General features: G+C 65.9%; 20 protein-coding genes. 10 read left to right on the top strand and 10 right to left on the bottom strand.

From position 1 onward, the window contains the following. Positions 1 to 171: 171 nt before the first annotated feature. The 4 genes from ACQR1D_RS08660 (at position 172) to ACQR1D_RS08645 (ending at position 5,074) form a co-directional block, all read left to right on the top strand. Positions 172 to 2,673, top strand: coding sequence for a TonB-dependent receptor (locus ACQR1D_RS08660; protein WP_434837797.1), 2,502 nt, complete (start codon positions 172 to 174; stop codon positions 2,671 to 2,673). Between the two features lie 270 nt (positions 2,674 to 2,943). Further along, entirely contained in the window at positions 2,944 to 3,222 is a 279-nt protein-coding gene (locus tag ACQR1D_RS08655; protein WP_316180108.1) for a PepSY domain-containing protein, read from the top strand. Positions 3,223 to 3,269: 47 nt separating this feature from the next. Beyond that, a complete protein-coding gene (locus tag ACQR1D_RS08650) occupies positions 3,270 to 3,878 on the top strand; it encodes a cytochrome b/b6 domain-containing protein (RefSeq protein ID WP_316180106.1) in 609 nt (202 codons plus the stop codon). Positions 3,879 to 4,051: 173 nt separating this feature from the next. Continuing rightward, positions 4,052 to 5,074 (top strand): hypothetical protein, encoded by a 1,023-nt coding sequence (locus ACQR1D_RS08645; RefSeq protein WP_434837796.1) that lies wholly within the window; start codon positions 4,052 to 4,054, stop codon positions 5,072 to 5,074. Positions 5,075 to 5,297: 223 nt separating this feature from the next. Here the strand turns inward: ACQR1D_RS08645 and ahcY are convergent, their stop codons facing one another. The 3 genes from ahcY to ACQR1D_RS08630 form a co-directional block, all read right to left on the bottom strand. Then, complete coding sequence (gene ahcY / locus ACQR1D_RS08640; RefSeq protein WP_434837795.1) at positions 5,298 to 6,710, bottom strand: adenosylhomocysteinase; 1,413 nt, start codon at positions 6,708 to 6,710, stop codon at positions 5,298 to 5,300. Between the two features lie 227 nt (positions 6,711 to 6,937). After that, the gene (gene metK / locus ACQR1D_RS08635) at positions 6,938 to 8,134 is read right to left on the bottom strand and encodes a methionine adenosyltransferase (RefSeq protein WP_315803538.1); all 1,197 of its coding nucleotides are present in this window, start codon (positions 8,132 to 8,134) and stop codon (positions 6,938 to 6,940) included. A 99-nt stretch (positions 8,135 to 8,233) separates the two neighbouring features. Beyond that, positions 8,234 to 9,583 carry a hypothetical protein gene (locus tag ACQR1D_RS08630; protein ID WP_172112675.1) on the bottom strand — a complete coding sequence of 450 codons (1,350 nt, stop codon included), beginning with the start codon at positions 9,581 to 9,583 and terminating at the stop codon, positions 8,234 to 8,236. 154 nt (positions 9,584 to 9,737) lie between these two features. On the opposite strand from ACQR1D_RS08630, the gene ACQR1D_RS08625 reads away from it, so the two are divergent. From ACQR1D_RS08625 to ACQR1D_RS08610, 4 genes are all read left to right on the top strand, one after another. Continuing rightward, positions 9,738 to 11,405: a caspase family protein gene (locus tag ACQR1D_RS08625; protein WP_434837794.1), complete on the top strand. Its 1,668-nt coding sequence runs from the start codon at positions 9,738 to 9,740 to the stop codon at positions 11,403 to 11,405. A gap of 181 nt (positions 11,406 to 11,586) precedes the next feature. Continuing rightward, positions 11,587 to 11,964 carry a DUF2147 domain-containing protein gene (locus ACQR1D_RS08620; protein WP_315803541.1) on the top strand — a complete coding sequence of 126 codons (378 nt, stop codon included), beginning with the start codon at positions 11,587 to 11,589 and terminating at the stop codon, positions 11,962 to 11,964. A gap of 57 nt (positions 11,965 to 12,021) precedes the next feature. After that, the gene (locus tag ACQR1D_RS08615; RefSeq protein ID WP_434837793.1) at positions 12,022 to 12,714 is read left to right on the top strand and encodes an SGNH/GDSL hydrolase family protein; all 693 of its coding nucleotides are present in this window, start codon (positions 12,022 to 12,024) and stop codon (positions 12,712 to 12,714) included. A gap of 83 nt (positions 12,715 to 12,797) precedes the next feature. Next, entirely contained in the window at positions 12,798 to 13,928 is a 1,131-nt protein-coding gene (locus tag ACQR1D_RS08610) for an acyltransferase family protein (protein WP_316238916.1), read from the top strand. Between the two features lie 40 nt (positions 13,929 to 13,968). On the opposite strand, the gene ACQR1D_RS08605 is transcribed toward ACQR1D_RS08610, so the two are convergent. The 6 genes from ACQR1D_RS08605 to ACQR1D_RS08580 form a co-directional block, all read right to left on the bottom strand. Beyond that, positions 13,969 to 15,087: a cobalamin-independent methionine synthase II family protein gene (locus ACQR1D_RS08605; protein ID WP_315803544.1), complete on the bottom strand. Its 1,119-nt coding sequence runs from the start codon at positions 15,085 to 15,087 to the stop codon at positions 13,969 to 13,971. Positions 15,088 to 15,527: 440 nt separating this feature from the next. Further along, a complete protein-coding gene (locus ACQR1D_RS08600; RefSeq protein ID WP_434837792.1) occupies positions 15,528 to 16,244 on the bottom strand; it encodes an ABC transporter ATP-binding protein in 717 nt (238 codons plus the stop codon). Continuing rightward, positions 16,244 to 16,990, bottom strand: coding sequence for an ABC transporter ATP-binding protein (locus tag ACQR1D_RS08595; RefSeq protein ID WP_315803546.1), 747 nt, complete (start codon positions 16,988 to 16,990; stop codon positions 16,244 to 16,246). Before ACQR1D_RS08595 ends, ACQR1D_RS08600 begins: the two co-directional genes overlap by 1 nt. Then, positions 16,987 to 18,024, bottom strand: coding sequence for a branched-chain amino acid ABC transporter permease (locus ACQR1D_RS08590; protein ID WP_316238918.1), 1,038 nt, complete (start codon positions 18,022 to 18,024; stop codon positions 16,987 to 16,989). The genes ACQR1D_RS08595 and ACQR1D_RS08590 overlap by 4 nt, the downstream gene beginning before the upstream one ends. Before the next feature lie 7 nt (positions 18,025 to 18,031). Next, entirely contained in the window at positions 18,032 to 18,901 is an 870-nt protein-coding gene (locus tag ACQR1D_RS08585; protein WP_315712905.1) for a branched-chain amino acid ABC transporter permease, read from the bottom strand. Between the two features lie 239 nt (positions 18,902 to 19,140). Next, positions 19,141 to 20,322, bottom strand: a complete 1,182-nt coding sequence (locus tag ACQR1D_RS08580; RefSeq protein WP_315803548.1) for an ABC transporter substrate-binding protein — start codon at positions 20,320 to 20,322, stop codon at positions 19,141 to 19,143. 283 nt (positions 20,323 to 20,605) lie between these two features. Here ACQR1D_RS08580 and ACQR1D_RS08575 point away from each other — a divergent pair, with 283 nt between their 5' ends. Next, positions 20,606 to 20,905 (top strand): hypothetical protein, encoded by a 300-nt coding sequence (locus ACQR1D_RS08575; protein WP_315803549.1) that lies wholly within the window; start codon positions 20,606 to 20,608, stop codon positions 20,903 to 20,905. A gap of 11 nt (positions 20,906 to 20,916) precedes the next feature. On the opposite strand, the gene purU is transcribed toward ACQR1D_RS08575, so the two are convergent. Then, positions 20,917 to 21,780, bottom strand: a complete 864-nt coding sequence (gene purU / locus ACQR1D_RS08570) for a formyltetrahydrofolate deformylase (protein ID WP_316180092.1) — start codon at positions 21,778 to 21,780, stop codon at positions 20,917 to 20,919. Between the two features lie 155 nt (positions 21,781 to 21,935). Between purU and ACQR1D_RS08565 the strand changes: the two genes are divergently transcribed. Further along, positions 21,936 to 22,778: a uroporphyrinogen-III synthase gene (locus tag ACQR1D_RS08565; protein ID WP_316180090.1), complete on the top strand. Its 843-nt coding sequence runs from the start codon at positions 21,936 to 21,938 to the stop codon at positions 22,776 to 22,778. The last annotated feature ends 41 nt before the right edge of the window (positions 22,779 to 22,819 follow it).

Raw genomic sequence — 22,819 nt, 5'->3', positions numbered from 1 at the left:
CTCCAGACATCTCATCCCGTCACGATGCGGCCGGTCTCGTCGGCGCGCGCTGTAGGCTGCCGTCCGGCGGCCGCCGCAGCGTGCCCGCAGCCGCCTCGTCGCAACGTGTTCACGAGGCCACGGCGCGCTCGCCGCCAGGCGCCTCTCCCATTCCTATTCCGAGATCCCATCATGGACCATTGTTCGACACCCGTCCGGCGGGCGTTGCTCCGCTCAACCACCGTGCTGACATCGCCGGCGCTGCTGGCATTCGCCGTTTCGAGCCCCGTGCTCGCACAGGACCCATCGCACGCTCGCTCCGGCACCACGTTGCCGCAGGTGACGGTCACTGTCCCGCAGCCCCGCCCGGCCGCCCGAACGGCAGTCCGCCGCAGGGGGGCACATGCGGCGACGACCAATCCGGCAGTTGCGCCAGCGCCGCAGGCGGCCTCATCCGACGGCATCGCCGCGCCTCCGGGCGCCACTTCGGTTGCGCCGGGTGACATCCTGGCGAAGCGGGCCGCCACGAGCGACACGGCTGCGCTGTTTGCCGATGTGCCCGGCGTCAGCCTCTATTCGGCCGGCGGAGTCTCGAGCCTGCCAGCGATCCATGGCCTCGCCGACGACCGCCTGCGCATCAAGGTCGACGGCATGGACACCATCGCCTCGTGTCCCAATCACATGAACCCGGCGCTGTCCTACATCGATCCGGCCCAGGTCGCCGCGGCCAAGGTCTGGGCGGGCATCACGCCCGTGAGCGTCGGCGGCGACTCGATCGGCGGCACCGTCGCGGTCAACTCGCCGGCGGCCCTGTTCGCGGCGCCGGGGCAGAGCCTGCTGACCAAAGGCAGCATCGGCACGTTCTACCGCAGCAACGGCAACGTGCGCGGCGTCAACCTGTCGGCCACCATGGCCACCGAGAACTACAGCGTCAGCTACAGCGGCGCTGCGGTCAAGGCAGACAACTATACGGCCGGCGGCAACTTCAAGAACTTCACCCTGAGGAGCTCGATCACGCCGGTGCTCCCCCTCGATCAGGTCGGCTCATCCGCCTACGAGACCAGGAATCATCTGATGGGCGTCGCCTGGAGCAAGGACGGCCAGCTCATCGAGCTGAAGGCGGGGGTGCAGGAGGTCCCCTATCAGCTCTACCCGAACCAGCGCATGGACATGCTGGCCAACGATGCCTACAGCGTCAACCTGCACCATCTTGGCCGGTTCGACTGGGGCGATCTGGACACCCGCCTCTACCATCAGTCCGTCGATCACTACATGAACTTCGGCGGTGATCGGCTGTTCTCGTATGGCACGCTGAAGCCGCCGAACACGACGGGAGCAAGCTATCCGGTCAACGGCATGCCGATGTATACGCGCACCAAAACCAACGGCCTGACCTCCAAGGCCGACATCACGCTGTCGCCCCGCGACGTGGTCCGCGTCGGCGTCGATCTGCAGACCTACCGTCTCGACGACTGGTGGCCGCCGGCCCCCGATTGCGGCGTCGGCAACTGCATCGGCGGCATGGCGCCGCTGACGTTCTGGAACATCAACGGCGGCAAGCGCGACCGGGCCGGCGTGTTCAGCGAGTGGGAGGCGAAGTGGAGCCCGTCCTGGCTGTCGCTGCTGGGCGTGCGGTTCGAGCGCGTCGAGACCGACACCGGACCGGTCGTCGGCTACAACACCAGCACCACGCCGCTGACATCGGGATTCATGTCGGGCATGTACGAGACGAGCTCGGTCGGCTCCCGCGCGGCGTTCAACGCCATGGATCGCTCGCGAAAGGACAACAATATCGACCTGACGGCGCTGTTCCGGAACACGCCGAGCGCTCATCTCACCTTCGAGTTCGGCGCGATGCAGAAGACCCGGTCGCCAAATCTGTACGAACGCTATTCCTGGTCGCGCAACACCATGGCGCTGGAGATGAACAACTTCGTCGGCGACGGCAACGGCTATCTCGGAAACCCCGATCTGAGACCCGAGGTCGCCCATACCGTGAGCTTCACCGGCGCCTGGCACAGCGCCGACCATGAGGCCGAGCTTCGGCTCACCACCTACTACACCCATGTGCGCGACTACATCGATGCGGTGCAGTGGAAGGCCGCCACCAACACCGCTGCCGTGCCTGCCGTCGCCAATCAGTTCGTGATCATGAAGTACATGAACCAGCAGGCACGGCTGTACGGCTTCGATCTGTCCGGCAAGGTGCCGCTGGGCAGCACGCCGGTCGGCGATTTCGGCCTGAAGGGAGTCCTGAGCTACACCAACGGCAGGAACCTCGACACCGGAAGCGGCCTCTACAACATCATGCCGATCAACGGCAGGCTGACGCTCACGCACCGGCTCGACGGCTGGGACAGCGGCCTCGAGCTGGTGATGGTGGGCCGCAAGTCCGACGTCTCCGTCGCGCGCAACGAGCTGAAGACCCCGGGCTACAGCCTGGTCAACCTGCGCAGCAACTACACCTGGCAGAAGCTGCGCATCAGCTTCGGCGTCGAGAACCTGTTCAACAAGCTCTACTACCTGCCGCTCGGCGGCGCCTATGTCGGCGAGGGCGCATCGATGTCGTTCAACAAGGAGGCCGGGACCGTCGCTGCCACCGGCGGCGGCGTATCGGGCACTGCGACGATGTGGGGCACCGCCGTTCCCGGTCCCGGACGTTCGTTCTATCTGGGTGCGAACCTGGAATTCTGACGCCCGGCATTCGCAGCACTGCCCTGTCCCGCAAGCGGGACAGGGCGAGAGCGGGCGCCAGACGACGACGGCGTCGCGACCAGCTGCACGAGCGAGACGTAACGTCGCGCATCGCGCCATCTGCGATTCTCGGCCGAAATCGCGACCCTCACGAACTTGGAAAAGCTCTAAGAGCGATTCCAGCCGCCGCTCCGTTGACACATCGGGGCGGTTGCCGTCTCCACTGATCCCACGATGCATCGTATTTGAATTTGCTCATTGGAGGGATTGATGAGACTGACCATCGCCGCCGTGCTCGGTGCCGCACTCGCCGGCTTCGCCATCTCGCCGGCTCTGGCCGACGGCTACAAGGACTGCACCAAGCTCGACAAGGCCCAGTGGAAGCCGACGGCCGAGGCGGAAGCCAAGGCCAAGGAAGCGGGCTACGAGGTGCGCCGCTCGAAGGTCGAGGGCTCCTGCTACGAGGTCTACGGCGTCAAGGGCGGCAAGCTGTATGAGCTGTTCTACAGCCCCGAGGATCTCAGCCTGAAGCACACGATCGCCAAGTAGTTGGCGCAAGCGTCGTCCAGCGTGCTGGACGACGTGACGTGAGAGCCATGCACGGCACAGCCCCCAGAGCCAGCCTGAAACGCCAGGACACCGCCGACACCGTGCAGGTCTGGGACCTGCCGCTGCGGCTGTGGCATTGGATGCTCGCCGTGCTGGTGCTCATCGCCTGGGTGACGCCGAACGTCCATGACGGGCTGCACCGGATTGCGGGCTACGCGATCCTCGGCCTGCTCGCCTTTCGCCTGATCTGGGGCATCATCGGCACCCGCCATTCGCGCTTCCGCAGTCTCCGTGCCCGGCTGCGCGCGACGCCGGCCTACCTGTGGAATCTGCGGCGCGGCAGGACCGGGCGCTATCTCGGGCTGAATCCCGCCGGCACGGCGATGCAGCTCGCATTGCTGCTTCTGCTGATCGTCTCCGCGGTGACCGGCGCGATGCAGGTGACCGTACGGTTCTTCGGCGTCTGGTGGGTCGAGGACACCCACGAGGTGACGTCCTATCTGCTGATCCCGCTGGTGGTGCTGCATGTCGCCGGCGTCGTGCTGGTGAGCCGCCTGCAGCACGAGAATCTCGCATGCGCCATGCTGACCGGACGCAAGCTGCTGCGGCGAACGATGCAACGTGGGCAGCAGTCCAGCGCAAGAGTGGACTCATAAGCGACACACGGAACTCACAATCGCGCACCGTTGCGCTGATGTCACAGTTCCCGCAAAAGCTGCCCGCCACGGGCGTCGTGTTATTGCACCTCGCCGCCAAGCGCCGAACAATCGCAGGTATCGGATACCTGACCGCCCCTCACCAGCAGGGGCTCGGATTTTGGGGAGACCGGATGATGAGCTCGCAGCAGCTTCTGACGCGTGCGTTGTGTCGGTCCGTTGTCCTGGCAGCTTGTGCGGCGGCTTGGCCCGCGGCCGCCGCCGAGATCGAGGCGGCGACGCCGCCCATCGTCGCGGAGCCGATCGCGACGTCGCCGCAGCCGACCGCAGCCGAGCCTGCGCTGACGACCGCGTCGATCACCCCATCGGCCGTCCTGCCCGCGGACGAACAGGCCGCGCCCGACGCGGCAACCGAACCGCCCCGGCCCACCGTCGCCAGCGCCGACCGCATCGAGATACTCGACGAGTGCCCCGACATCGATGCCTGCATCGACCGCTATCTATTCGCGCTCTATGAGCGCGCGCCGAAGCTCGACAAGATCCGCGAAACCGAGCGCCGCGTCGTCACGGTCAAGCGCAAGGGGCGCATGGTCAAGGTGACGCGCAGCTTCACCAAGCTCGTCGACAATGACTTTACCTGGAAGGATCCGAAGGCGGCCGAGCGCGTCGGCCGCAGCATGGCCGAATACGTGATCGGCGGCATGGACCGCGGCTTCAAGCTGAAGCTGTTTCACACCCTGCACGCCGCCGAGGCCGCGGGTCTCGCGCCGGGCATCACCAGCGGATTCCGCGACGACTATCGCCAGGAGATCGCGAGCGGGCTGAAGGCGGCCAGCAATCGCTCCTATCACGGCGGCAGCCTGCGCGGCGGCTACGGCCATGGCCTCGCGGCTGACATCGTCAGCGTCAACGGCGCGACGCGCGCGCAGCGCTGGGTCGCGACCGAGGCGCTGTGGAAATGGGTCGACGCCAACGGCAAGACGTTCGGCATCGGCCGGCCCTATCTCGACCGCGACCCGCCGCATGTCGGCCCGGTCGACGGCGAGGAATATGCCAAGCATCGCGCGCCGGCCGTGAAGGTGGCAGCGGCGGAGACGAACAAGCGCAAGCGGATCGCCGCGCGACCGGAGCATCACGCGGCCAAGCGCGCGAAGGCGGTCCGCGCGTCGGCGCTGGCGTCGCGGCGGACGGGGTGATCGTCTCGTTCGCTACAGGTGGTAGCCGGTCATCGATGTCGTAGAGCGCGCCACTACCTCCGTCATTGCGAGGAGTGAAGCAATCCAGAGTCCCGCCCACGACTCTGGATTGCTTCGCTTCGCTCGCAATGACGGCGCCCCACTGCCGCACCGTCAATGACTCAGGCAAAAGGCCGGGGCAATGCCCCGGCCTTCGTCGTTTCGCCGCGCGTCGTGCCGGAACTCAGTAGCGGTAGTGGTCCGACTTGAACGGCCCTTCCTGCTTGACGCCGATATAGGAAGCTTGGTCGGGACGCAGCTTGGTGAGATTTACGCCGATCTTGGCGAGGTGCAGCATCGCCACCTTCTCGTCGAGCGACTTCGGCAGCACGTAGACTTCCTTCTTGTACTTGCCGTCCTTGTTGTTGGCGTAAAGCTCGATCTGCGCCAGGGTCTGGTTGGTGAAGGACGCCGACATCACGAAGGACGGGTGGCCCATCGCATTGCCGAGGTTCACGAGGCGGCCTTCGGACAGCAGGATCATGCGCTTGCCGTCGGGGAAGGTGATCTCGTCGACCTGCGGCTTGATGTTGGTCCACTTCAGGTTCTTCAGCGAGGCGACCTGGATCTCGTTGTCGAAATGGCCGATGTTGCAGACGATGGCGCGATCCTTCATCGCGCGCATGTGCTCGATGGTGATGATGTCCTTGTTGCCGGTGGCGGTCACGAAGATGTCGGCGCGCGGCGCGGCGTCCTCCATCGTGACGACCTCATAGCCCTCCATCGCCGCCTGCAGAGCGCAGATCGGGTCGATCTCGGAGACCATGACGCGGCAGCCGGCCTGGCGCAGCGAGGCGGCCGAGCCCTTGCCGACGTCGCCGAAGCCCGCGACCATCGCGACCTTGCCCGACATCATCACGTCGGTGCCGCGGCGGATGCCGTCGACCAGCGACTCGCGGCAGCCATAGAGGTTGTCGAACTTCGACTTGGTGACGCTGTCGTTGACGTTGATCGCGGGCCACAGCAAGGTGCCGGCCTTCTGCATGTCGTACAGGCGATGCACGCCCGTGGTGGTCTCCTCCGAGACGCCCTTGATCGACTTGGCGATCTCGGCGAAGTAGCCCTTCGGCTTCTCCTTGAGCTGCTTCTTCAGAAGCGCGAAGAACACCTCCTCTTCCTCGGAGGCCGGCTTGTCGAGGAACGCCGCATCGCCGTTCTCGGCGCGCAGGCCGAGATGGACGTACATGGTCGCGTCGCCGCCGTCATCGAGGATCATGTTGGGATGGCCGCCGCCATGCCAGTCGAACAGTTTTGCGGTGTAGTCCCAGTAGTCGACCAGCGTCTCGCCCTTGACGGCGAACACCGGAATGCCGGCGGCGGCGATCGCGGCGGCCGCGTGGTCCTGGGTCGAATAGATGTTGCAGGAGACCCAGCGGATGTCGGCGCCGAGCGCCTTCAGCGTCTCGATCAGGACCGCGGTCTGGATGGTCATGTGCAGCGAGCCTGCGATGCGCGCGCCCTTCAGCGGCTGCTTCGGGCCATACTCCTCGCGCGTCGCCATCAGGCCGGGCATCTCGGTCTCAGCGAGCGAGATCTCCTTGCGGCCGAACTCGGCGAGCGAAATGTCCTTGACGATGTAGTCGTTGAAGGCGGTCATGAGATCATCCTCTGTCTTCGCGCGAACGCGACATTCAGCAAATCGAACAGCAATGGTTCGTCATGCCCGGCCTCGTGCCGGGCATCCACGTCGTCAGTCGTATCAGTCACCTCAACTCAAGACGTGGATGGCCGGGCCTCCGCCTCGCCGAAGCGGCTTCGGCCGCGCAGGCGGGACAAGCCCGGCCATGACGCCTCGAACATTCAGGCGGCAAGCGCCGGCAATGCTTACACCGCGCGCTTGAACGCCTCGGCGAGGTCGGTCTTCTCCCAGGAGAAGCCGCCCTCGTTGTCCGGCGTGCGGCCGAAATGACCGTAGGCCGCGGTGCGCGCGTAGATCGGACGGTTGAGGTCGAGATGCGAGCGGATGCCGCGCGGGGTGAGGTTCATCACCTCGGCCGCCGCCTTCTCGAGCTTGTCCTCGGAGACCTTACCCGTGCCGTGGGTGTCGATGTAGATCGACAGCGGCCGCGCCACGCCGATCGCGTAGGCGAGCTGCAGCGTGCAGCGATCAGCCAGACCAGCGGCCACGATGTTCTTGGCGAGGTAGCGCGCAGCATAGGCCGCCGAGCGGTCGACCTTGGTCGGATCCTTGCCGGAGAACGCGCCGCCGCCATGCGGAGCCGCGCCGCCATAGGTGTCGACGATGATCTTGCGGCCGGTCAGGCCGGTGTCGCCATCGGGGCCGCCGATGAAGAACTTGCCGGTCGGGTTGATGTGCCAGATCGTGTCCTTGGTGATCCAGTCCTTCGGAAGCGCCTCGCGGACGTAGGGCTCGACGCGCTCGCGCACCTGCGCCGAGGTCATGTCCTCGACCAGATGCTGATGCGAGACGACGATCTCGCGCACGCCGACCGGCTTGCCGTTCTCATAGCGCACGGTGACCTGGCTCTTGGAGTCCGGGCCGAGCACCTTCTCGACGCCGGAGTGGCGGGCTTCGGAAATCAGGCGCAGGATCTTGTGGGCGTAGAAGATCGGCGCCGGCATCAGATCGGGCGTTTCGTTGCAGGCGTAGCCGAACATGATGCCCTGGTCGCCGGCGCCCTCTTCCTTGACTTCGCCGGGCTGCAGCGCGTCGACGCCCTGGGCGATGTCGGCCGACTGCGGATGCAGCAGGATCTCGATGTCGCAGGTCTTCCAGTGAAAACCTTCCTGCTCGTAGCCGATGTCCTTGATGGCTTCGCGCACGACGTGCTCGATGTGCTCGTTGGTGACCGAGGCCGGGCCGCGGGTCTCGCCGGCGATCACGACCTTGTTGGTGGTGGCAAGCGTCTCGCAGGCGGCGCGGATCTGCCAGGGGTCGATGCCGGCCTTCGGCCCTTCACGGTAGAACAGGTCGACGATCTCGTCGGAAATACGGTCGCAGACCTTGTCCGGATGGCCCTCGGACACCGACTCCGAGGTGAACAGATAAGACGCGCGCATCAAGCAACCCCTTCTTTGCCGCCCACGGCGGTCATTTGTATTGATCCCAAGTCTCTCGATCCCAAGTCTCTTGATCCCAACTGTCCTGATCCCAGGATGTCAGTCGCGACGCCGCGAGATGACGTAGGACTCGTCGTAGAACCACAGCCCGTTGTGCTTTCGCAGAACCTCTCTGGCGGCGTCGAGCGCACGAGACGAGTGGGCCACCTCGGTCAGGCGGTCTTCCTCGATCTGCGCGACATACACCGCCGCGTTCCAGGCTGCAAAGGCCGTCGAGGTTCCGATCGCACCGGTGACCTCGTTGGGCAGAGCCTCCATCTCATACCTGAAAATCGAGCGATTGTCCGCATAGGCGTTAAAATTTAAGTCTCGCCCACTGGAGCCCAGCTCGTATTTCACGGCGCGCAATAGCTCATGGCGGCTGACCGAGAAAGGATTTTCTCCGGGCCAGACCGCCTGGATGATGTCCAGGCCGGGATCCTGGCCGTGGGAGTGGATTCCGATCAGCCGGCCGCCCGGCTTTAAGGCACGCGCCAGCGGTGCGATGATGCGCTTGGCGCGAAAATTGACCGAGGACCGGGCACGGTAGGGCTGGGAGGCGATGATCAGGTCGAAATTGGCCTCGACCCGTCCGGCCCGCGGGATGATGCCGTCGAGCAGAAAGCGGTGGTCCTCGCGGTACAGCACCAGCGCGATCGGCCGTTCATAGACCGGCATGCCGGTGCGCTGGGAGACGTTGGCGCGCCAGTTCTGCTCCAGAAACGGCTTCAGCGCGGTGATCTGGGCCTCGAAATCCCCGGACGAATCGCCCTGCAGCACGACCTCGTGCCAGATCATCGACGCCGCGACCGAAGGCGACGCCGGCGTCAGCCAGGGCGCCTCGGCATAGTTCATGTTGGTGAACACGAACACGCTGGCCGGATGCTCGAACAGCCGGTCCGGCACCTTCTCCAGTGTCAGCCGAACGTCCTCGAGGCTCAGCTCCTTGCCGGCGACATAGAACGGAATGTGCGGAAAACGGCCGTGCATGGTGCGCAGCACCTTCGACAGCACGGTGCCGTCGCCGACGCCGGCGTCGAACAGCCGCAGCGCCGGCGGCCGCGGATGGATGCTGGCGAGCTCGAGGCCGACACGCTCGGCCACCACCCGCTTCTCGCTGCAGGTGTGCACGAACAGCAGGTATTTCTGGCGGTTCTCGAAGAAGCGGAAATTGCTCTTGGGATCGCGCTTCTCCGGCACGACGTCGAGCCGCGGCGGCGGCAGCGTGCCGGTGGAAGCCGCGATATAGGCCTGGATGCGGTCCAGCGTATCGATGGTGATGCGCTTGCCCTCGCGCAGCCGCTGCACGAGCTTGCCGTCGTTCACGGCCCGCCGGCCGAACGTCGATTCCGCCATGTCCGACTGGCGGCAGAACTCCGTGATCTGGGCGAGCAGCTGGTCGTTCTTCATTCGGTCCGACGGGTGGGAAATGCAAGTGGGCAGCGCGCCCTTGGCCCAACCTCCTAGCACCATCTGCCCACCATTGGAAAGAGCCTGAACCCGGACCCTTCCGGACGCAACAAACCGGATAGGTTCCTGCCTCTCGTCCCCACGGTCCGTGCCGATGCGCCGCTCCCTCCTGCTGCCGATACCGCTGCTGGCTGCCCTCTGGACGTCTCCCGGCCTCGCCCAGTCGAAGTCCCAGCTCGGCCCGCTCTGCACCACCGAGACGACGCCTGCGGACCAGATGATCGCCGCCTGCAACAAGATCATCGCGCTGAAGGTGTTTTCCGGCAGCCAGCTGGCGACGATCTATTTCTGGCGCGCGGTCGGCTGGAACAAGAAGGGCGACTACACCCACGTGATCGCCGATGCCACCGAGGCGCTGCGGCTGGCACCGGCGCAGGCGATCTACAATCTGCGCGGCTCGGCCTACTACGACAAAGGCGAGTACGAGATCGCGATCGCCGACTTCAACGACGCCATCAAGAGCGGCGCGCCGAGCGGCACGCTCTTCCACAACCGCGGCAACGCCCATCGCGGCACCGGCGACTACGCCAAGGCGATCGCCGACTACGACCAGGCGATCAGGCTGATGCCGAAATCCGCGCTGTCCTGGCAGAATCGCGGCATCTCCAAGGAAGCGACGGGCGACCTCGACGGCGCGCTTGGCGACATCAACGAGGCGATCCGGCTCGATCCGGCGCTGGCCTCGCCGCTGATCAACCGCAGTGTGATCTGGCGCGCCAAGGGCCATCTCGACCGCGCCGTCGCCGACGCTTCGGAGGCGGTCCGGCTCGCGCAGAATCCGCCGGCCAACGTGATGACGCCGCCGGGCAGCGTCGTCATCGCTGCCCATGTGCATCGTGCGCTGGCCTATGAGGCCAAGGGCGAGTTCGACGCGGCCAAGGCGGATTACGCCGCGGCGCTGACGCCGACCGCATCCGATGCCGGCAGCAAGGCCAACCAGGCCACCGCCAGGGTGCGTCTGTCGCTGCTGTCGGAGGCGGTGGTGCGCCCCCAGCCGCAGCCGGAATCCACGGCCCCCTCCTCGGCCGCAGCGGCGCCGACGGGGCAGCGCATGGCGCTGGTCATCGGCAACGGGGCCTACGCTCACGTGCAGCCACTGCCCAATCCGCCGCGCGATGCGCGAGCAATCGCCAGGAGCCTGCGCGACATCGGCTTCACGGTGACCGAGGGCATCGATCTCGACCGCGCGGCGATGCAGGCCAAGACGCGCGACTTCCTGCGCGAGGCGACGCGGGCGCAGGTGGCCGTCGTGTTCTATGCCGGCCACGGCGTGCAGATCGACGGCCGCAACTATCTCCTGCCCACCGACATCGCACCGTCCGCGGGCAGCGATGTGGTCACGGCAATGGTCGACATGGACCAGATCCTGGCCGGGCTCGACGACCAGGTCCGCACCAACATCCTGATCCTCGATGCCTGCCGCAACAATCCGTTCGCGCCGCCGGAGACCGCAAGCGCCGGACCCGGCCGGGGTCTCAGCGCCAGCGGGCTGGCCGCACCATCGTCGCTCGGTGCCGGCGCGACGTCCGGGGCCGGCACGCTGATCGCGTTCGCGACCGCGCCGGGCAAGGTCGCGCTCGACGGCGACGGCGACAACAGCCCGTTCTCGGCGGCGCTGACCCGCCACATCGGCACGCCCGGGCTCGAGGTGCAGCAGATGCTGACGCGCGTACGCGCCGAGGTCGTGGCCGGCACCAAGAACCGGCAGGTGCCGTGGTCGAATTCCTCGCTGCTTGGCGAAGTCTATCTGGCGGCGAGATAAACCTGCGGCTGGGCAGGCACTGCCACAGCCCGACCATCACAGCCCGCGAGACAGGTGCGGCACGCCCGAATCCTGATATCCTTTCTGAACAATGGAGACCAAGCGTGTCGCCGTCGGCCCGCCGCATCGCCGACACGATCCGCTAGCAACAAGTTCGTCTCGAAGGATGAGGGAGGCTCGCATGATCGGTCGTTTCGTTGTCGGACTAGGTGTGTCGCTCGCGCTGGCGGCAGGCCCGGCGCTCGCCGACGATGTCAGCGGCGTCTGGCTGCGCGAAAGCGGCGCCTCCAAGGTCAGATTCGCGCCCTGCGGCGGCGCCATCTGCGGCACGCTGGTCTGGATCAAGGAAGGCACGGTTACCCCCGCCAAGGTCGGCCAGCGGCTGTTCTCCGGCATGAAGCCGACCGGACCCAACGCCTGGGCCGGCAGCTACAGCAATCCCGACGACGGCAAGACCTACGATGCCAAGATGACCCTGTCCGGCGGCACGCTGACCACGGCCGGCTGCGCCTTCGGCGGCGTCATCTGCCGTTCCTCGACCTGGACGCGGACGAATTAGAGCTCCGTTTGCGAATTCATACTACGGTCGGGTCACATCAGGGCATCGATCGTCCATATGGCAGCGAAAACGCAGGCGCGGCTGGGATTCGTGCTGTTTGCGGTGATCACCGCGGCAGCCGCGACGTTCGTGCTGGCACGCCGCTCGGCGACACCGTCCGGCAGCGACCACCGCATGGTCCGCCAGCTCGTCGTCCACTACAATCTGCTGGCTCGCCCCGATGACCCGATCATCGTGCTCGGTGACAGCATCGTCGAGGCGGCGACGCTGCCGGCCAACGCCTGCGGGCATCCGGTCGTCAACGCCGGTCTCGCCGGCGCCGGGACGCGCAGCGATCTCGCCGGCTGGCTGAAGCCCGCACTCGGGCCGAAACGGCCGTTCGCGATCATCGTCTCGCTCGGCGTGAACGACGCGCTGGCCGCCAAGCCCGACTCCAGCGAGGTCTTCGCTGCGCGCTACGAGGCCCTGCTGCGCGAGCTGTCAAAGCTCACCACGCGCATCTTCATCGCCGAGTTTCCCTCCGTCGAGGCGCGCGGGCCATTCACGCCGGCCATGGAGAAGGCCGCCGCGGCGAGCATCACCGGCTATCGCGCCGTGCTGCCGGACCTCGCAAGGCGCACCGGCGCGACCTTCCTGCCCCTGCCGCCGATGGAATCGCCGTTCACGCTCGAAGGCATCCATCTGAATGCCACGGGCTATCGGTCCTGGGACCAGGCGATCCTGCAAGGAACCGAGCTCGCCTGCCGCTGATCCGCAGGCTGCGAAAACATTCCTTCACTTCGCGCCGGCTAGGATTGGGCGCACATCCCGTCGAGACGGTTAACGATCGCCGCATGGCCCTGCCTCACACATCGACATCGTCTGGGACTCACAAGCTGCTCGGGCTCGAGCTGCTGCGTTTCATCGCCACGATCTCGGTGCTGTTGTGGCACTATCCGCACTTCGCCTACGTCGCCGACGCGCCGGTCGATCTCGTCCGAAGCGAATTGCCATTCTACCGCGTGCTGTTCCCGTTCTACGAGCTCGGCGAATACGGCGTGGTGATCTTCTGGTGCATCTCCGGGTTCATCTTCTTCTGGAAGTACAGCGCGCTCATCCCGGATGGCGCGGTCGACGGCTGGACCTTCTTCGTCAACCGGCTGTCGCGGCTCTATCCGCTGCATCTCGCAACGCTGCTGCTGGTCGCGGGGCTGCAGGCCCTCTATGTCGCGCAGCACGGCTTCTTCTTCGTCTACCAGAGCAACGATCTCGCTCATTTCGTCGCCCAGCTTTTCATGGCGAGCGACTGGCTGCCGCCGACCGGGGTCAGCTTCAACGGCCCGATCTGGTCGGTCTCGATCGAGGTGCTGGTCTATGCCGCGTTCTTCCTGGCGCTGCGTTTCGTCACCGCATCGCCGCTGTTGAACCTGGCGATGATCCTGGCCGGGATCGCGAGCGGGACGCTGGTCGGAAAATGTTTCGTGTTCTTCTATGCTGGTGGCCTCGCCGCGATGGCGCGGCAGAGCGTTGCCGATGCCCCGTACCGGCCAAAACTGGAGGCGCTCGCCGCCTGCGCCGTCGTCGGCATTCCCTTGGCGCTGCGGGTGTCAGGCATCGCGCTCGCCGAGCGCGCGGCAGCGCTCCTGCTCGTCTACACACCGCTCCTGTTGTTCGTCTGCACAACCCCGCTGACACTGCCCAAGCGTGTCGAAGATCTGCTGCAGGCCGCGGGCAACATGACCTATTCGTGCTACCTGCTGCACTTCCCGATCCAGCTCATGATCGCGCTGGCATTCGCGTCCTGGGGCCAACCGATCCCGTACGGCAGCCAGCTGTTCTGGATCGGCTTCATGGGACTGACCCTGACGGCGGCATATCTCACTTATGCCGGCTTCGAGGCCCCCGCCCAGCGACTGATCCGCCGCGCGCTGCTGCGCAAAAACGAAGCGGGGCGGATTGCTCCGGCCCCGCTTCCACGTCATTGATCATCGCCTGATCGCCAGGCGCGCTGCCTCAGGCAGCTGATTACTTGCCCCAGATCTCCTCGGCGAGCTCGACGCAGAGGCGCAGCTTGGCCCACTGCTCTTCCTCGCTCAGGATGTTGCCTTCCTCGGTGGAGGCAAAGCCGCATTGCGGCGACAGCGCGAGCTGGTCCAGCGGGGCGAACTTCGAGGCCTCTTCCAGGCGGCGCTTGATGTCGTCCTTCTTCTCGAGCTCGCCGACCTTCGAGGTGACGAGACCGACGACGACGACCTTGTTGCCCTTGGGCAGGAAGCGCAGGGGCTCGAAGCCGCCGGCACGCTCGCTGTCATATTCCAGGAAATAGCCGTCGTAGTTGGTGTTGGCGAGCATGGTCTCCGCAACCGGCTCGTAGCCGCCCGAGGAGATCCAGGTCGAGCGGAAATTGCCGCGGCAGACATGGGTGGTGATGGTCATGTCGGCGGGACGCTCGGCGATCGCGTAGTTGATGATGCGCGAATAGATCTGCTGCAGGCCGTCGGGATTGTCGCCGCGCTCGCGCGCCTTCTTCAGCTCGTCCTGCGAGCACAGATAGGCCCACACGGTGTCGTCGAACTGCAGATAGCGGCAGCCGGCGTCGTAGAACGCCTTCACGGCCTTGCGGTAGGTCTTGCCGAGATCCTCGTAGAAGGCGTCGAGATCGGGATAGACGTCCTTGGAGATCGATTTGCGGCCGCCTCGGAAGTGCAGCACGGCCGGCGACGGGATCGTCATCTTCGCCGTCACATGCGCCGTATCGGCGTGCTTCTTCAGGAAGCGGAAATGGTCGAGCATCGGATGATCGGCCGGGAAGTCGAGCTTGCCGATAACGCGCACCGCGTCATGACGGGTCTGCACGCCGGTGAACTGAATACCGGCGTCCGGGTGAAACAGCTCGCAGCCGGTCAGCTTGGCGAGGAAGTCGAAATGCCACCAGGAGCGGCGGAACTCGCCGTCGGTCGCAAGCTTCAGGCCGGTCGAGGCCTGGCGATGCACGACCTTCTCGATCTCCATGTCCTCGATCTTTGCGAGGTCGGCCGCCGAGATCTCGCCCTTCTCGAGCTTGGCGCGGGCTTCCTTGATCTTCTGCGGCCGCAAGAGGCTGCCGACTTCGTCGGCGCGGAATGGGGGCTTGGTGCGTTGCATGTGCTCACTCCTTGGAAGGCGTCGATTCGTTGGATAGGGTTGTTGGACCCGCGATCTGTCCTGGCTGGTCACCTGGGCAAAGCGTGATGGACTGGGTCCATCCCCTACCCCGTATCCGGTCGGTATACAATTCTGTCGAAGAGAGATCGTGGAGAGGCACGGCGCAATCCATGCCAGGTGCGGTGGTCTGGCCAATTCCGACCGCGTTCGATGGGCAATCTTGAGGTGACCCCATCAAATCCGTCTCCAGGCAAAGCGCCCTCGGGATAACGAGGCTCCGGCCGCCAGGCCGTCACAACTGGATTCTGCATACCGATGTTGACGACGGCCGCGCCATACCGCCAGACCTTCCGCGCGACCTCGGTCGATTGCGCGAGCCACGCCGTCCCCGCAACCAATGATGACGCTTCGGCTCGTCGCGTTCAAGCCTATCGATCAGGTCAGTGCGCGGCGGCGCTCGCGACGCCGAGATGCCGCTCCAGGGGCGCCGGATCGGCCTTCAAGGCGCTCGACGGCGCATCGTGCACGATGGTGCCGCGCTCCAGGATCACGACACGGTCGGCCAGCGCCAGCAGCTTCTGCGCGTGCTGCTCGACGATGATGGAGCACAGCCCGCCGGCGCGGCTGATGGTGCCGATCGCAGCCAGCAGCTCCTCGACGATGATCGGCGCGAGGCCTTCGGTCGGCTCATCCAGCAGCAGCACCTTGGGATTGAGCGTCAGCGCGCGGCCGATCGCCAGCATCTGCTGCTCGCCGCCGGAAAGCTGGTTGCCGAAATTGTTGCGCCGCTCCTTGAGCCGCGGAAACATCTGGTAGACGCGCTCGACCGTCCAGGGTCCGGGCTGCGCCACCGCGGTCATGTTCTCCTCCACCGTGAGCGAGCGGAAGATGTTGCGCTCCTGCGGCACCCAGCCGATGCCGGCGCGGGCGCGCTGGTCGGCGCGCAGGCCGGTGATGTCGGCACCATCAAGCGCAATCGTGCCGGAGAAGCGGCGGGTAACGCCGACGATGGAGTTGATCAGCGTGGTCTTGCCGGTGCCGTTGCGGCCGAGCAGCGCCAGCACCTGCCCCTCGGGCAGCTTCAGCGACATGTCCGGCAGCACGACCGCCTGGCCGTAGCCGGCGCGCAGGTTCTCGATTGTCAGCAGATCGGTCATCACGCGGCCTCGCCGAGATAGACGGCCTTGACCTGCGGATCGCGCGCGACCTCGTCGGGCGCGCCCTCGACCAGCAGCGCGCCGGAGACGAGAACCGAGATGCGGTCGGCGAAGGAGAAGACGAGATCCATGTCGTGCTCGATCAAGAGCACCGTCACGTCGCGCGGCAGCGCCGCGACGGCGGCGAGAATATCCTTGCGCTCGCCCTCGGGCACGCCGGCGGCGGGCTCGTCGAGGAGCAGAACGCGCGGGCGCGCGGCGATCGCGACCGCGATCTCCAGCAGGCGCTGCTTGCCATAGGGCAAGGTCGAGGTGCGATCGTTCATCACGTCGAGTAGCCGGAAGCGTTCCAAGGTCTCGGCGATCTCGGCATTGATGTCGTCGCGCGTGCCCATGCGCCGCCACCAGTTGCCGCCGCCGCCGAGTCGCTCGGAGACCGCGAGCCCGATCGTCTCCAGCGGCGTGAGGTCCGGATAGAGCTGGTTGATCTGGAAGGTGCGCGACAGGCCGCGCAGCACGCGCTTGTGCACGGGCAGGTCGGTGATGTCCTGGCCTTCGAGCAGGATGCGCCCCGCGCTCGGCTCCAGCACGCCAGTGAGCTGATTGATGACTGTGGTCTTGCCGGCGCCGTTCGGACCGATCAGCGCATGGCGCGCGCCCGGCGCGATCTGCAGCGACAGATTGCGGGTGACATGGAGGCCGCCGAAATGCTTGTCGAGGCCGCGGGTTTCCAATGCGTAGGTCATGGCGCCTCGTTATCGGTGAGGGCCACCGCGGCCTTGCGGCCGGCGATCTGCCGAAGGATGAGATTGGGCAGCCACAGCGCATAGGCGTGGATGCGATGGCGGCCGACCAGAACGATGACGACGAGCACGAGGCCGATCCAGAACATCCAGTATTGCGGCGTGATCCACTGGAACAGCTCCTGCAGCATCCGGAACACGGCGGCGCCGATCAGCCCGCCATAGAGATAGCCGGATCCGCCGATGACCAGCATCAGCACGAGGTCGGCGGAGCGCTCGAACGAGAACACGTCGAGCGAGGCCAGCGCCGTGGTCTGGGTGAACAGCGCCCCGGCAATGCCGGCGTAGAACGCGCCGACGGTGTAGATCGCGATCAGGCGCTTGTTGACGGGAATGCCGACGGCGGCGGCGCGCAACGGATTGTTCTTGATCGCGCGCAGCGACAGACCGAAGGGGGAATGCACGATCGTCCGCGCCAGCAGGAACAGCACGAACAGCACCGCGAGCGCATAGAAGAACCCGGTCTTGCCGAACATGTCGAAGGCGAACACGCCGAAGATCGGCTGGATGTCGATGCCCTGGAGACCGTCGGTGCCGCCGGTGATGTTGGAGAAGCGCTCCGCCAGCGCCTCCATCAACAGCGCGATGCCGAGCGTCACCATCAGCCGCGTCAGGTCGACGCCGCGGATGACCAGGAAGCTGGTGGCGAAGCCAAGCACGGTGGCGGTGAGGCCGGCCACGATCAGCGCCAACACCGGCTCGTTGATGATGCCGTGCACCGAGAGCAGGCCCGCGCAATAGGCGCCGACGCCGAAGAAGGCGGCGTGGCCGAGCGAGACGATGCCAGCATAGCCGAGGATCAGGTCGAGCGACAGCGCGAACAGCGCCAGCCGCAGGATCTCGGTCATGATCAGGTAGCGCGAGGGAAACGCGAGGCCAACCGCCAGCACGACGATCCAGAAGGCGAACTCGCTCCAGTGCCAGCGGCCGTGCTGCCTGGCGTGAAATCCGACCTCGGTTTGTGCGTTCGTGGTCATGCGATCCTCACCGCGTCGCCGTGCGGCCGAACAGGCCGTTCGGACGCCAGATCAGGATCACGATCATGATGGTGTAGATGACGAAGGGGCCGAGCTTCGGCACATAATATTTGCCGGCGACGTCGCCGATGCCGAGCAGCAGCGAGGCGAGGAACGGGCCGGTGATCGACGACGAGCCGCCCACGGTGACCACGATCAGGAAGTAGATCATGAACTTCAGCGGGAAGTATGGATCGAGGCCGAGGATCTCGGCGCTGAGCGCGCCGCCCAGGCCGGCGAGCCCGCAGCCGAACGCGAAGGTGAAGGCGAACACCTGCGGCACGTTGATGCCGAGGCCGCTCGCCGCGCGCGGATCATCGACGGCGGCACGCAGCCGGCTGCCGAACCGCGTCTTGGAGAGCACCAGCTGCAGCCCCACCGTGAGCAGCCCGCAGATGACGATGATCATCAGCCGATAGCGGCCGATGCCAACGCCGAAGACGTCGAACTGGCCCTGCAGCACGTCGGGCAGATTGATGAAGATTCGCGAGGAGCCCATGATGTAGTCGACCGCGGCCACCGTCATGAAGACGAGCCCGATCGAGAACAGCACCTGGTCGAGATGGCTGCGCGCATAGAGATGCTGATAGAGCGTCCGCTCCAGCAGCGCGCCGATCATGGCGCTCGCGACGAAGGCCAGCGGCAGCGCCGCGAAGAACGGCCATCCCATCCGGTTGACGAGCACGGCGCAGACGTAGCCGCCGGCCATGGCGAAGGCGCCATGGGCGAGGTTGACGAAGTTCATCAGGCCGAGCGTCACGGCGAGCCCGCAGGCCAGCACGAACAGCAGCATGCCGTAGGCGACGCCGTCGAAGAGGTTGGTGAGGATGGCGGTCATGGAGTCTAGTTTCAGTCCCCGGTCATCCCTTCATCCGAAGGGCATGCATTCAATGCTTGCTCGGTCTGCGCCTCCCCCGCCTGCGGGGGGAGGTCGGATCGCATCTGAACGATGTGATCCGGGTGGGGGACATCTCTCCACACGACGCGTGTGCCGTGGGGTACCCCCACCCCAGCCCTCCCCCGCACGCGGGGGAGGGAGCGCACCGTTCGTGCGCGCTCGAGATGACGCCTATCGCGTCACTTCTTGGCCTTGCCCGGATCCTTGACGGCCTCGAAGGTCTGGAACTCGACGTTGTAGAGCTCGCCGTCGACCTTCTCGACCTTGCGGATGTAGACGTTCTGAACGATGTCGCGCGTCTCCGGATCGATCGAGATGGGACCGCGTGGGCTCTCCCAGGCCATGCCCTTCATCGCAGCAAGCAGGGAATCGCCGTCGGTCTTGCCACCGGTCTTCTTCAGCGCCTCGTAGATCAGATGGATGCCGTCGTAACCGCCGACCGCCATGAAGCCCGGACGGCTGTTGAACGCCTTCTTGTAGGCCGCGACGAACTCCTTGTTCTTCGCCGACGGATGCGCCGCCGAATAGATGTGCGCGGTGACGGCGCCGAGCACGGCGTCGCCCATGTCGTTGAGCAGGTCGTCGTCGGTGACGTCACCCGGTCCGATCACCTTGATGCCGCTCTTGTCGAGGCCGCGCTCGGCATATTGTTTCATGAAGTTGCCGCCCTGGCCGGCCGGCACGAACACGAACATGGCATCCGGCTTGGCGTCCTTCATGCGCTGCAGGAACGGAGCGAAGTCGGGGTTCGCCAGCGGAACCTTGATTTCCTCGACGATCTCGCCGCCGCCGGCGGTGAAATGCTCCTTGAACGAGGCCAGCGCGTCGTTGCCCGGCGCGTAGTCCGAGGTCAGCGTGGCGACCTTCTTGATGCCGTTCTTGACCGCCCAGTCGCCGATGATCGTCGAGGACTGCGGCAGCGTGAAGCTGGTGCGGACGATGTAGGGCGACTTCTCGGTGATGATGGAGGTGCCGGCCGCCATTACGACTTCCGGGATCTTGCCCTGGGTGGCAAGCGGCGCGGCGGCGAAGGCCGCCGGTGTCACGCCGAAGCCGGCGATCACATTGACCTTGTCGTTGACGATCAGCTCCTGCGCCAGACGCTTGGTGTTGTCGGGCAGCGCCGCGTCGTCCTTGAGGATGACCTGGATCTTCTTGCCGGCGACGGTGTCGCCGTTCTGCTGCATGTAGAGCTTGATGGCATTGTCGATCTGCTTGCCGGTCGACGCCTGGCCGCCGGTCATCGGCACGATCAGGCCGATCTTGAACACGTCTTCGGCCCGCGCCGCACCGGACGCGAGCGCAGCCGCGGCGAGCGCCGCACTGGCGGCGAGCGTCAGTGTCTTGTTTCGCACGAACATTGAAACTACCTCCCTGGTCGATCAGGACCGCAGCCCCCGGCCATTGTTGTCTTAACCGTGCGATCTCGTTCACGATATCGCGGGCGCATCGCTGCGGACTTGGGACCCCGTTGTCAATGGCGATCATGGGAGGCTTCGTGAACGGTAGGTTTCCGCAACGGACCACCGATCCGTGATTGGTATATTAATACCTAAACCATCGAACGGCCAAATTTTACCAATTGATGGCAAGTCGTTAGGGTCCGGGCCGCGGGTCGCCCGCAGCACGAAAGGTCCCCCGTCAATGCCGGCCAGACGCCCCCACCGGACCAGGCTCTTTCCGGCCGCGATGATGCTTCTGGCCGCGGCCGGGCCGATCCTCGCCGGCTGCTCGTCGATCAATGAGAAGGTCGGCGCGGGGATGGGCGATCTGATGCCGCAATGGGCCGGCGGCCTGCCGGCCGACGCGCCACCCCGGCCGGGCACCCCCGAATACGACCGGTTCATGCAGGAGCGCGAGCGGCAGCGGCAGTTGCCGGCCGCCGAACGCGACAAGCAGACGCAGTCCAACGCCAACGCGCAGGCGACCGCCCCCGGCCGCTGACGGCGGCGACATCAATCCATGAAGACGACGGTCTTGCGGCCGTTGAGGATGACGCGGTCCTCGAGGTGATAGCGGATCGCCCGCGCCAGCACGCGCCGCTCGATGTCGCGGCCCTTGCGCACGAGATCGTCGGGGGTGTCGCGATGGCTGATTCGCTCGACGTCCTGGTCGATGATCGGGCCCTCGTCGAGATCGCGGGTGACGTAATGGGCGGTAGCGCCGATCAGCTTGACGCCGCGCTCATAGGCCTGGTGGTAGGGTTTCGCGCCCTTGAAGCCCGGCAGGAACGAATGGTGGATGTTGATGCAGCGGCCCGACAGGCTCGCTGACATCTCGTCCGACAGGATCTGCATGTAGCGCGCCAGCACGACGAGATCGGTCCTGGTCTCATCGACCAGCTTCAGGATGGCCTGCTCCTGGTCGCGCTTGGTGTCCTTGGTGACGGGCATGTGGTGGAACGGAATGTCGCCGAAATCGAGCCCGGCATAGGTCTCGCGCGGATGGTTGGAGACGATCGCGGTCGGAATCATCGCGAGGTCGCGGGTGCGCCAGCGATAGAGGATGTCGACCAGGCAATGGTCGAACTTCGACACCAGCAGCATCACCCGGCGCTGCCCGGCGCGGTCGCGCATCTGCCAGTCCATCGCAAAGCGTTCGGCAATCGCGGCGAATCCGGTCTGCAGCGCCGGCAGGTTGACCGCGAGGTCGGCCGCCGTGAACACCACGCGCATGAAGAAATGACCCGTCTCGAAGTCGCCGAACTGCTGGGCGTCGAGAATATTCTGGCCGTTATGGGCGAGGAAGGTGGAGACGGCCGAGACGATCCCGGGACGATCCGGGCAGGACAGGGTCAGGACATATTGGTGGTCGGACATGGCGTGACGTTACCGGGCGGAGGACGAAGGGTGAATGATGCGGCAGGCTTGGCGCCCGTTCGGGCCCTGCTCTATCACCCTCCGCGCGCTTGCGCCAACGCTCGGCCCATGGGCAGGATGAACAAAATATCAACTCTCAAACTTCGAGCATCGTCATGGCTGACAGGCTGACCGGCAACCGCATCCTGATCCTCGAAACCCGCGAGGAGGCGCAGTTCTCCCGGCTGCTCGCCGAGCAGGGCGCCGACGTGCTGCAATGTCCGATGTTCACGATCGAGGATGCGCCGGACCCGGCGCCGATCGAGGCCTGGATTCGCCGCTGTAACGAACGGCCGTTCGACGATCTCGTGCTGATGACCGGCGAGGGCCTCAGGCGGTTGATGACGGTGGCGCGCCGGATCGGCGTCGAGGCCGAGTTCATCGCCGCGATTGGCAAGGCCCGGACCTTCACCCGCGGTCCCAAGCCGGGGCGCGCCTTGCGCGAGCTGGGCCTGGAAGCGCAGGTCACCACGGAGAAGCCGACCTCGGAAGGCGTGGCCGAACTGCTGGCAGGCTACGACCTCACGGGCCATCGGCTCGGCCTGCAGCTCTATCCCGACAAGGATCATTCGGCGCTGATCGGCGCGATCAAGGCTGGCGGCGCCGAGGTCGATCCGGTGCTGCCCTATGCCTATGATGCCAAGGCGGCGGACGCGAACATCCTCACCGCGATCGACGAGATGATCGCCGGCAAGGTTGACGCGATCGCGCTGACGAGTTCGGGCCAGCCGCGGCGGCTGTTCGACGTCGCCAGGGCGCACGGCGTCGAGGCACGCCTGCGTGAGGGACTGGCACGCACGCAGATCGCCTCCGTCGGGCCTGTGGTGACGGAGGAGCTGGCTGCGCATGGGCTGACGCCGTCGATCACACCGGCGGGCGAGGCCTATTTCATGAAGCCGCTGATCTCGGCGATGGCCAAGGCGCTGGGTGTGAAAGTGCCGCCAGCGGCGCGTTACTAACAGTGTCGTCCCGGGCTTGACCCCGGACCTATAGCCACCGA

The sequence above is a fragment of the Bradyrhizobium sp. HKCCYLRH2047 genome (genome assembly GCF_051168175.1).
Lineage (GTDB): Bacteria > Pseudomonadota > Alphaproteobacteria > Rhizobiales > Xanthobacteraceae > Bradyrhizobium.
This window is presented reverse-complemented; position numbering and strand designations above follow the sequence as displayed.

Bases quoted from the DNA above. Each gene is read 5' to 3' on its own strand.
- ACQR1D_RS08585 (WP_315712905.1), bottom strand. From the start codon at position 18,901: ATGACCGCCATCCTCACCAACCTCTTCGACGGCGTCGCCTACGGCATG.
- ACQR1D_RS08610 (WP_316238916.1), top strand. From the start codon at position 12,798: ATGGCCCTGCCTCACACATCGACATCGTCTGGGACTCACAAGCTGCTC.
- ACQR1D_RS08590 (WP_316238918.1), bottom strand. From the start codon at position 18,024: ATGACCACGAACGCACAAACCGAGGTCGGATTTCACGCCAGGCAGCAC.
- ACQR1D_RS08600 (WP_434837792.1), bottom strand. From the start codon at position 16,244: ATGACCGATCTGCTGACAATCGAGAACCTGCGCGCCGGCTACGGCCAG.
- ahcY (WP_434837795.1), bottom strand. From the start codon at position 6,710: ATGACCGCCTTCAACGACTACATCGTCAAGGACATTTCGCTCGCCGAG.
- ACQR1D_RS08645 (WP_434837796.1), top strand. From the start codon at position 4,052: ATGATGAGCTCGCAGCAGCTTCTGACGCGTGCGTTGTGTCGGTCCGTT.
- metK (WP_315803538.1), bottom strand. From the start codon at position 8,134: ATGCGCGCGTCTTATCTGTTCACCTCGGAGTCGGTGTCCGAGGGCCAT.
- ACQR1D_RS08625 (WP_434837794.1), top strand. From the start codon at position 9,738: ATGCGCCGCTCCCTCCTGCTGCCGATACCGCTGCTGGCTGCCCTCTGG.
- ACQR1D_RS08595 (WP_315803546.1), bottom strand. From the start codon at position 16,990: ATGACCTACGCATTGGAAACCCGCGGCCTCGACAAGCATTTCGGCGGC.
- ACQR1D_RS08605 (WP_315803544.1), bottom strand. From the start codon at position 15,087: ATGCAACGCACCAAGCCCCCATTCCGCGCCGACGAAGTCGGCAGCCTC.
- ACQR1D_RS08615 (WP_434837793.1), top strand. From the start codon at position 12,022: ATGGCAGCGAAAACGCAGGCGCGGCTGGGATTCGTGCTGTTTGCGGTG.
- ACQR1D_RS08650 (WP_316180106.1), top strand. From the start codon at position 3,270: ATGCACGGCACAGCCCCCAGAGCCAGCCTGAAACGCCAGGACACCGCC.
- ACQR1D_RS08580 (WP_315803548.1), bottom strand. From the start codon at position 20,322: ATGTTCGTGCGAAACAAGACACTGACGCTCGCCGCCAGTGCGGCGCTC.
- ACQR1D_RS08620 (WP_315803541.1), top strand. From the start codon at position 11,587: ATGATCGGTCGTTTCGTTGTCGGACTAGGTGTGTCGCTCGCGCTGGCG.
- ACQR1D_RS08565 (WP_316180090.1), top strand. From the start codon at position 21,936: ATGGCTGACAGGCTGACCGGCAACCGCATCCTGATCCTCGAAACCCGC.
- ACQR1D_RS08660 (WP_434837797.1), top strand. From the start codon at position 172: ATGGACCATTGTTCGACACCCGTCCGGCGGGCGTTGCTCCGCTCAACC.
- ACQR1D_RS08575 (WP_315803549.1), top strand. From the start codon at position 20,606: ATGCCGGCCAGACGCCCCCACCGGACCAGGCTCTTTCCGGCCGCGATG.
- purU (WP_316180092.1), bottom strand. From the start codon at position 21,780: ATGTCCGACCACCAATATGTCCTGACCCTGTCCTGCCCGGATCGTCCC.
- ACQR1D_RS08630 (WP_172112675.1), bottom strand. From the start codon at position 9,583: ATGAAGAACGACCAGCTGCTCGCCCAGATCACGGAGTTCTGCCGCCAG.
- ACQR1D_RS08655 (WP_316180108.1), top strand. From the start codon at position 2,944: ATGAGACTGACCATCGCCGCCGTGCTCGGTGCCGCACTCGCCGGCTTC.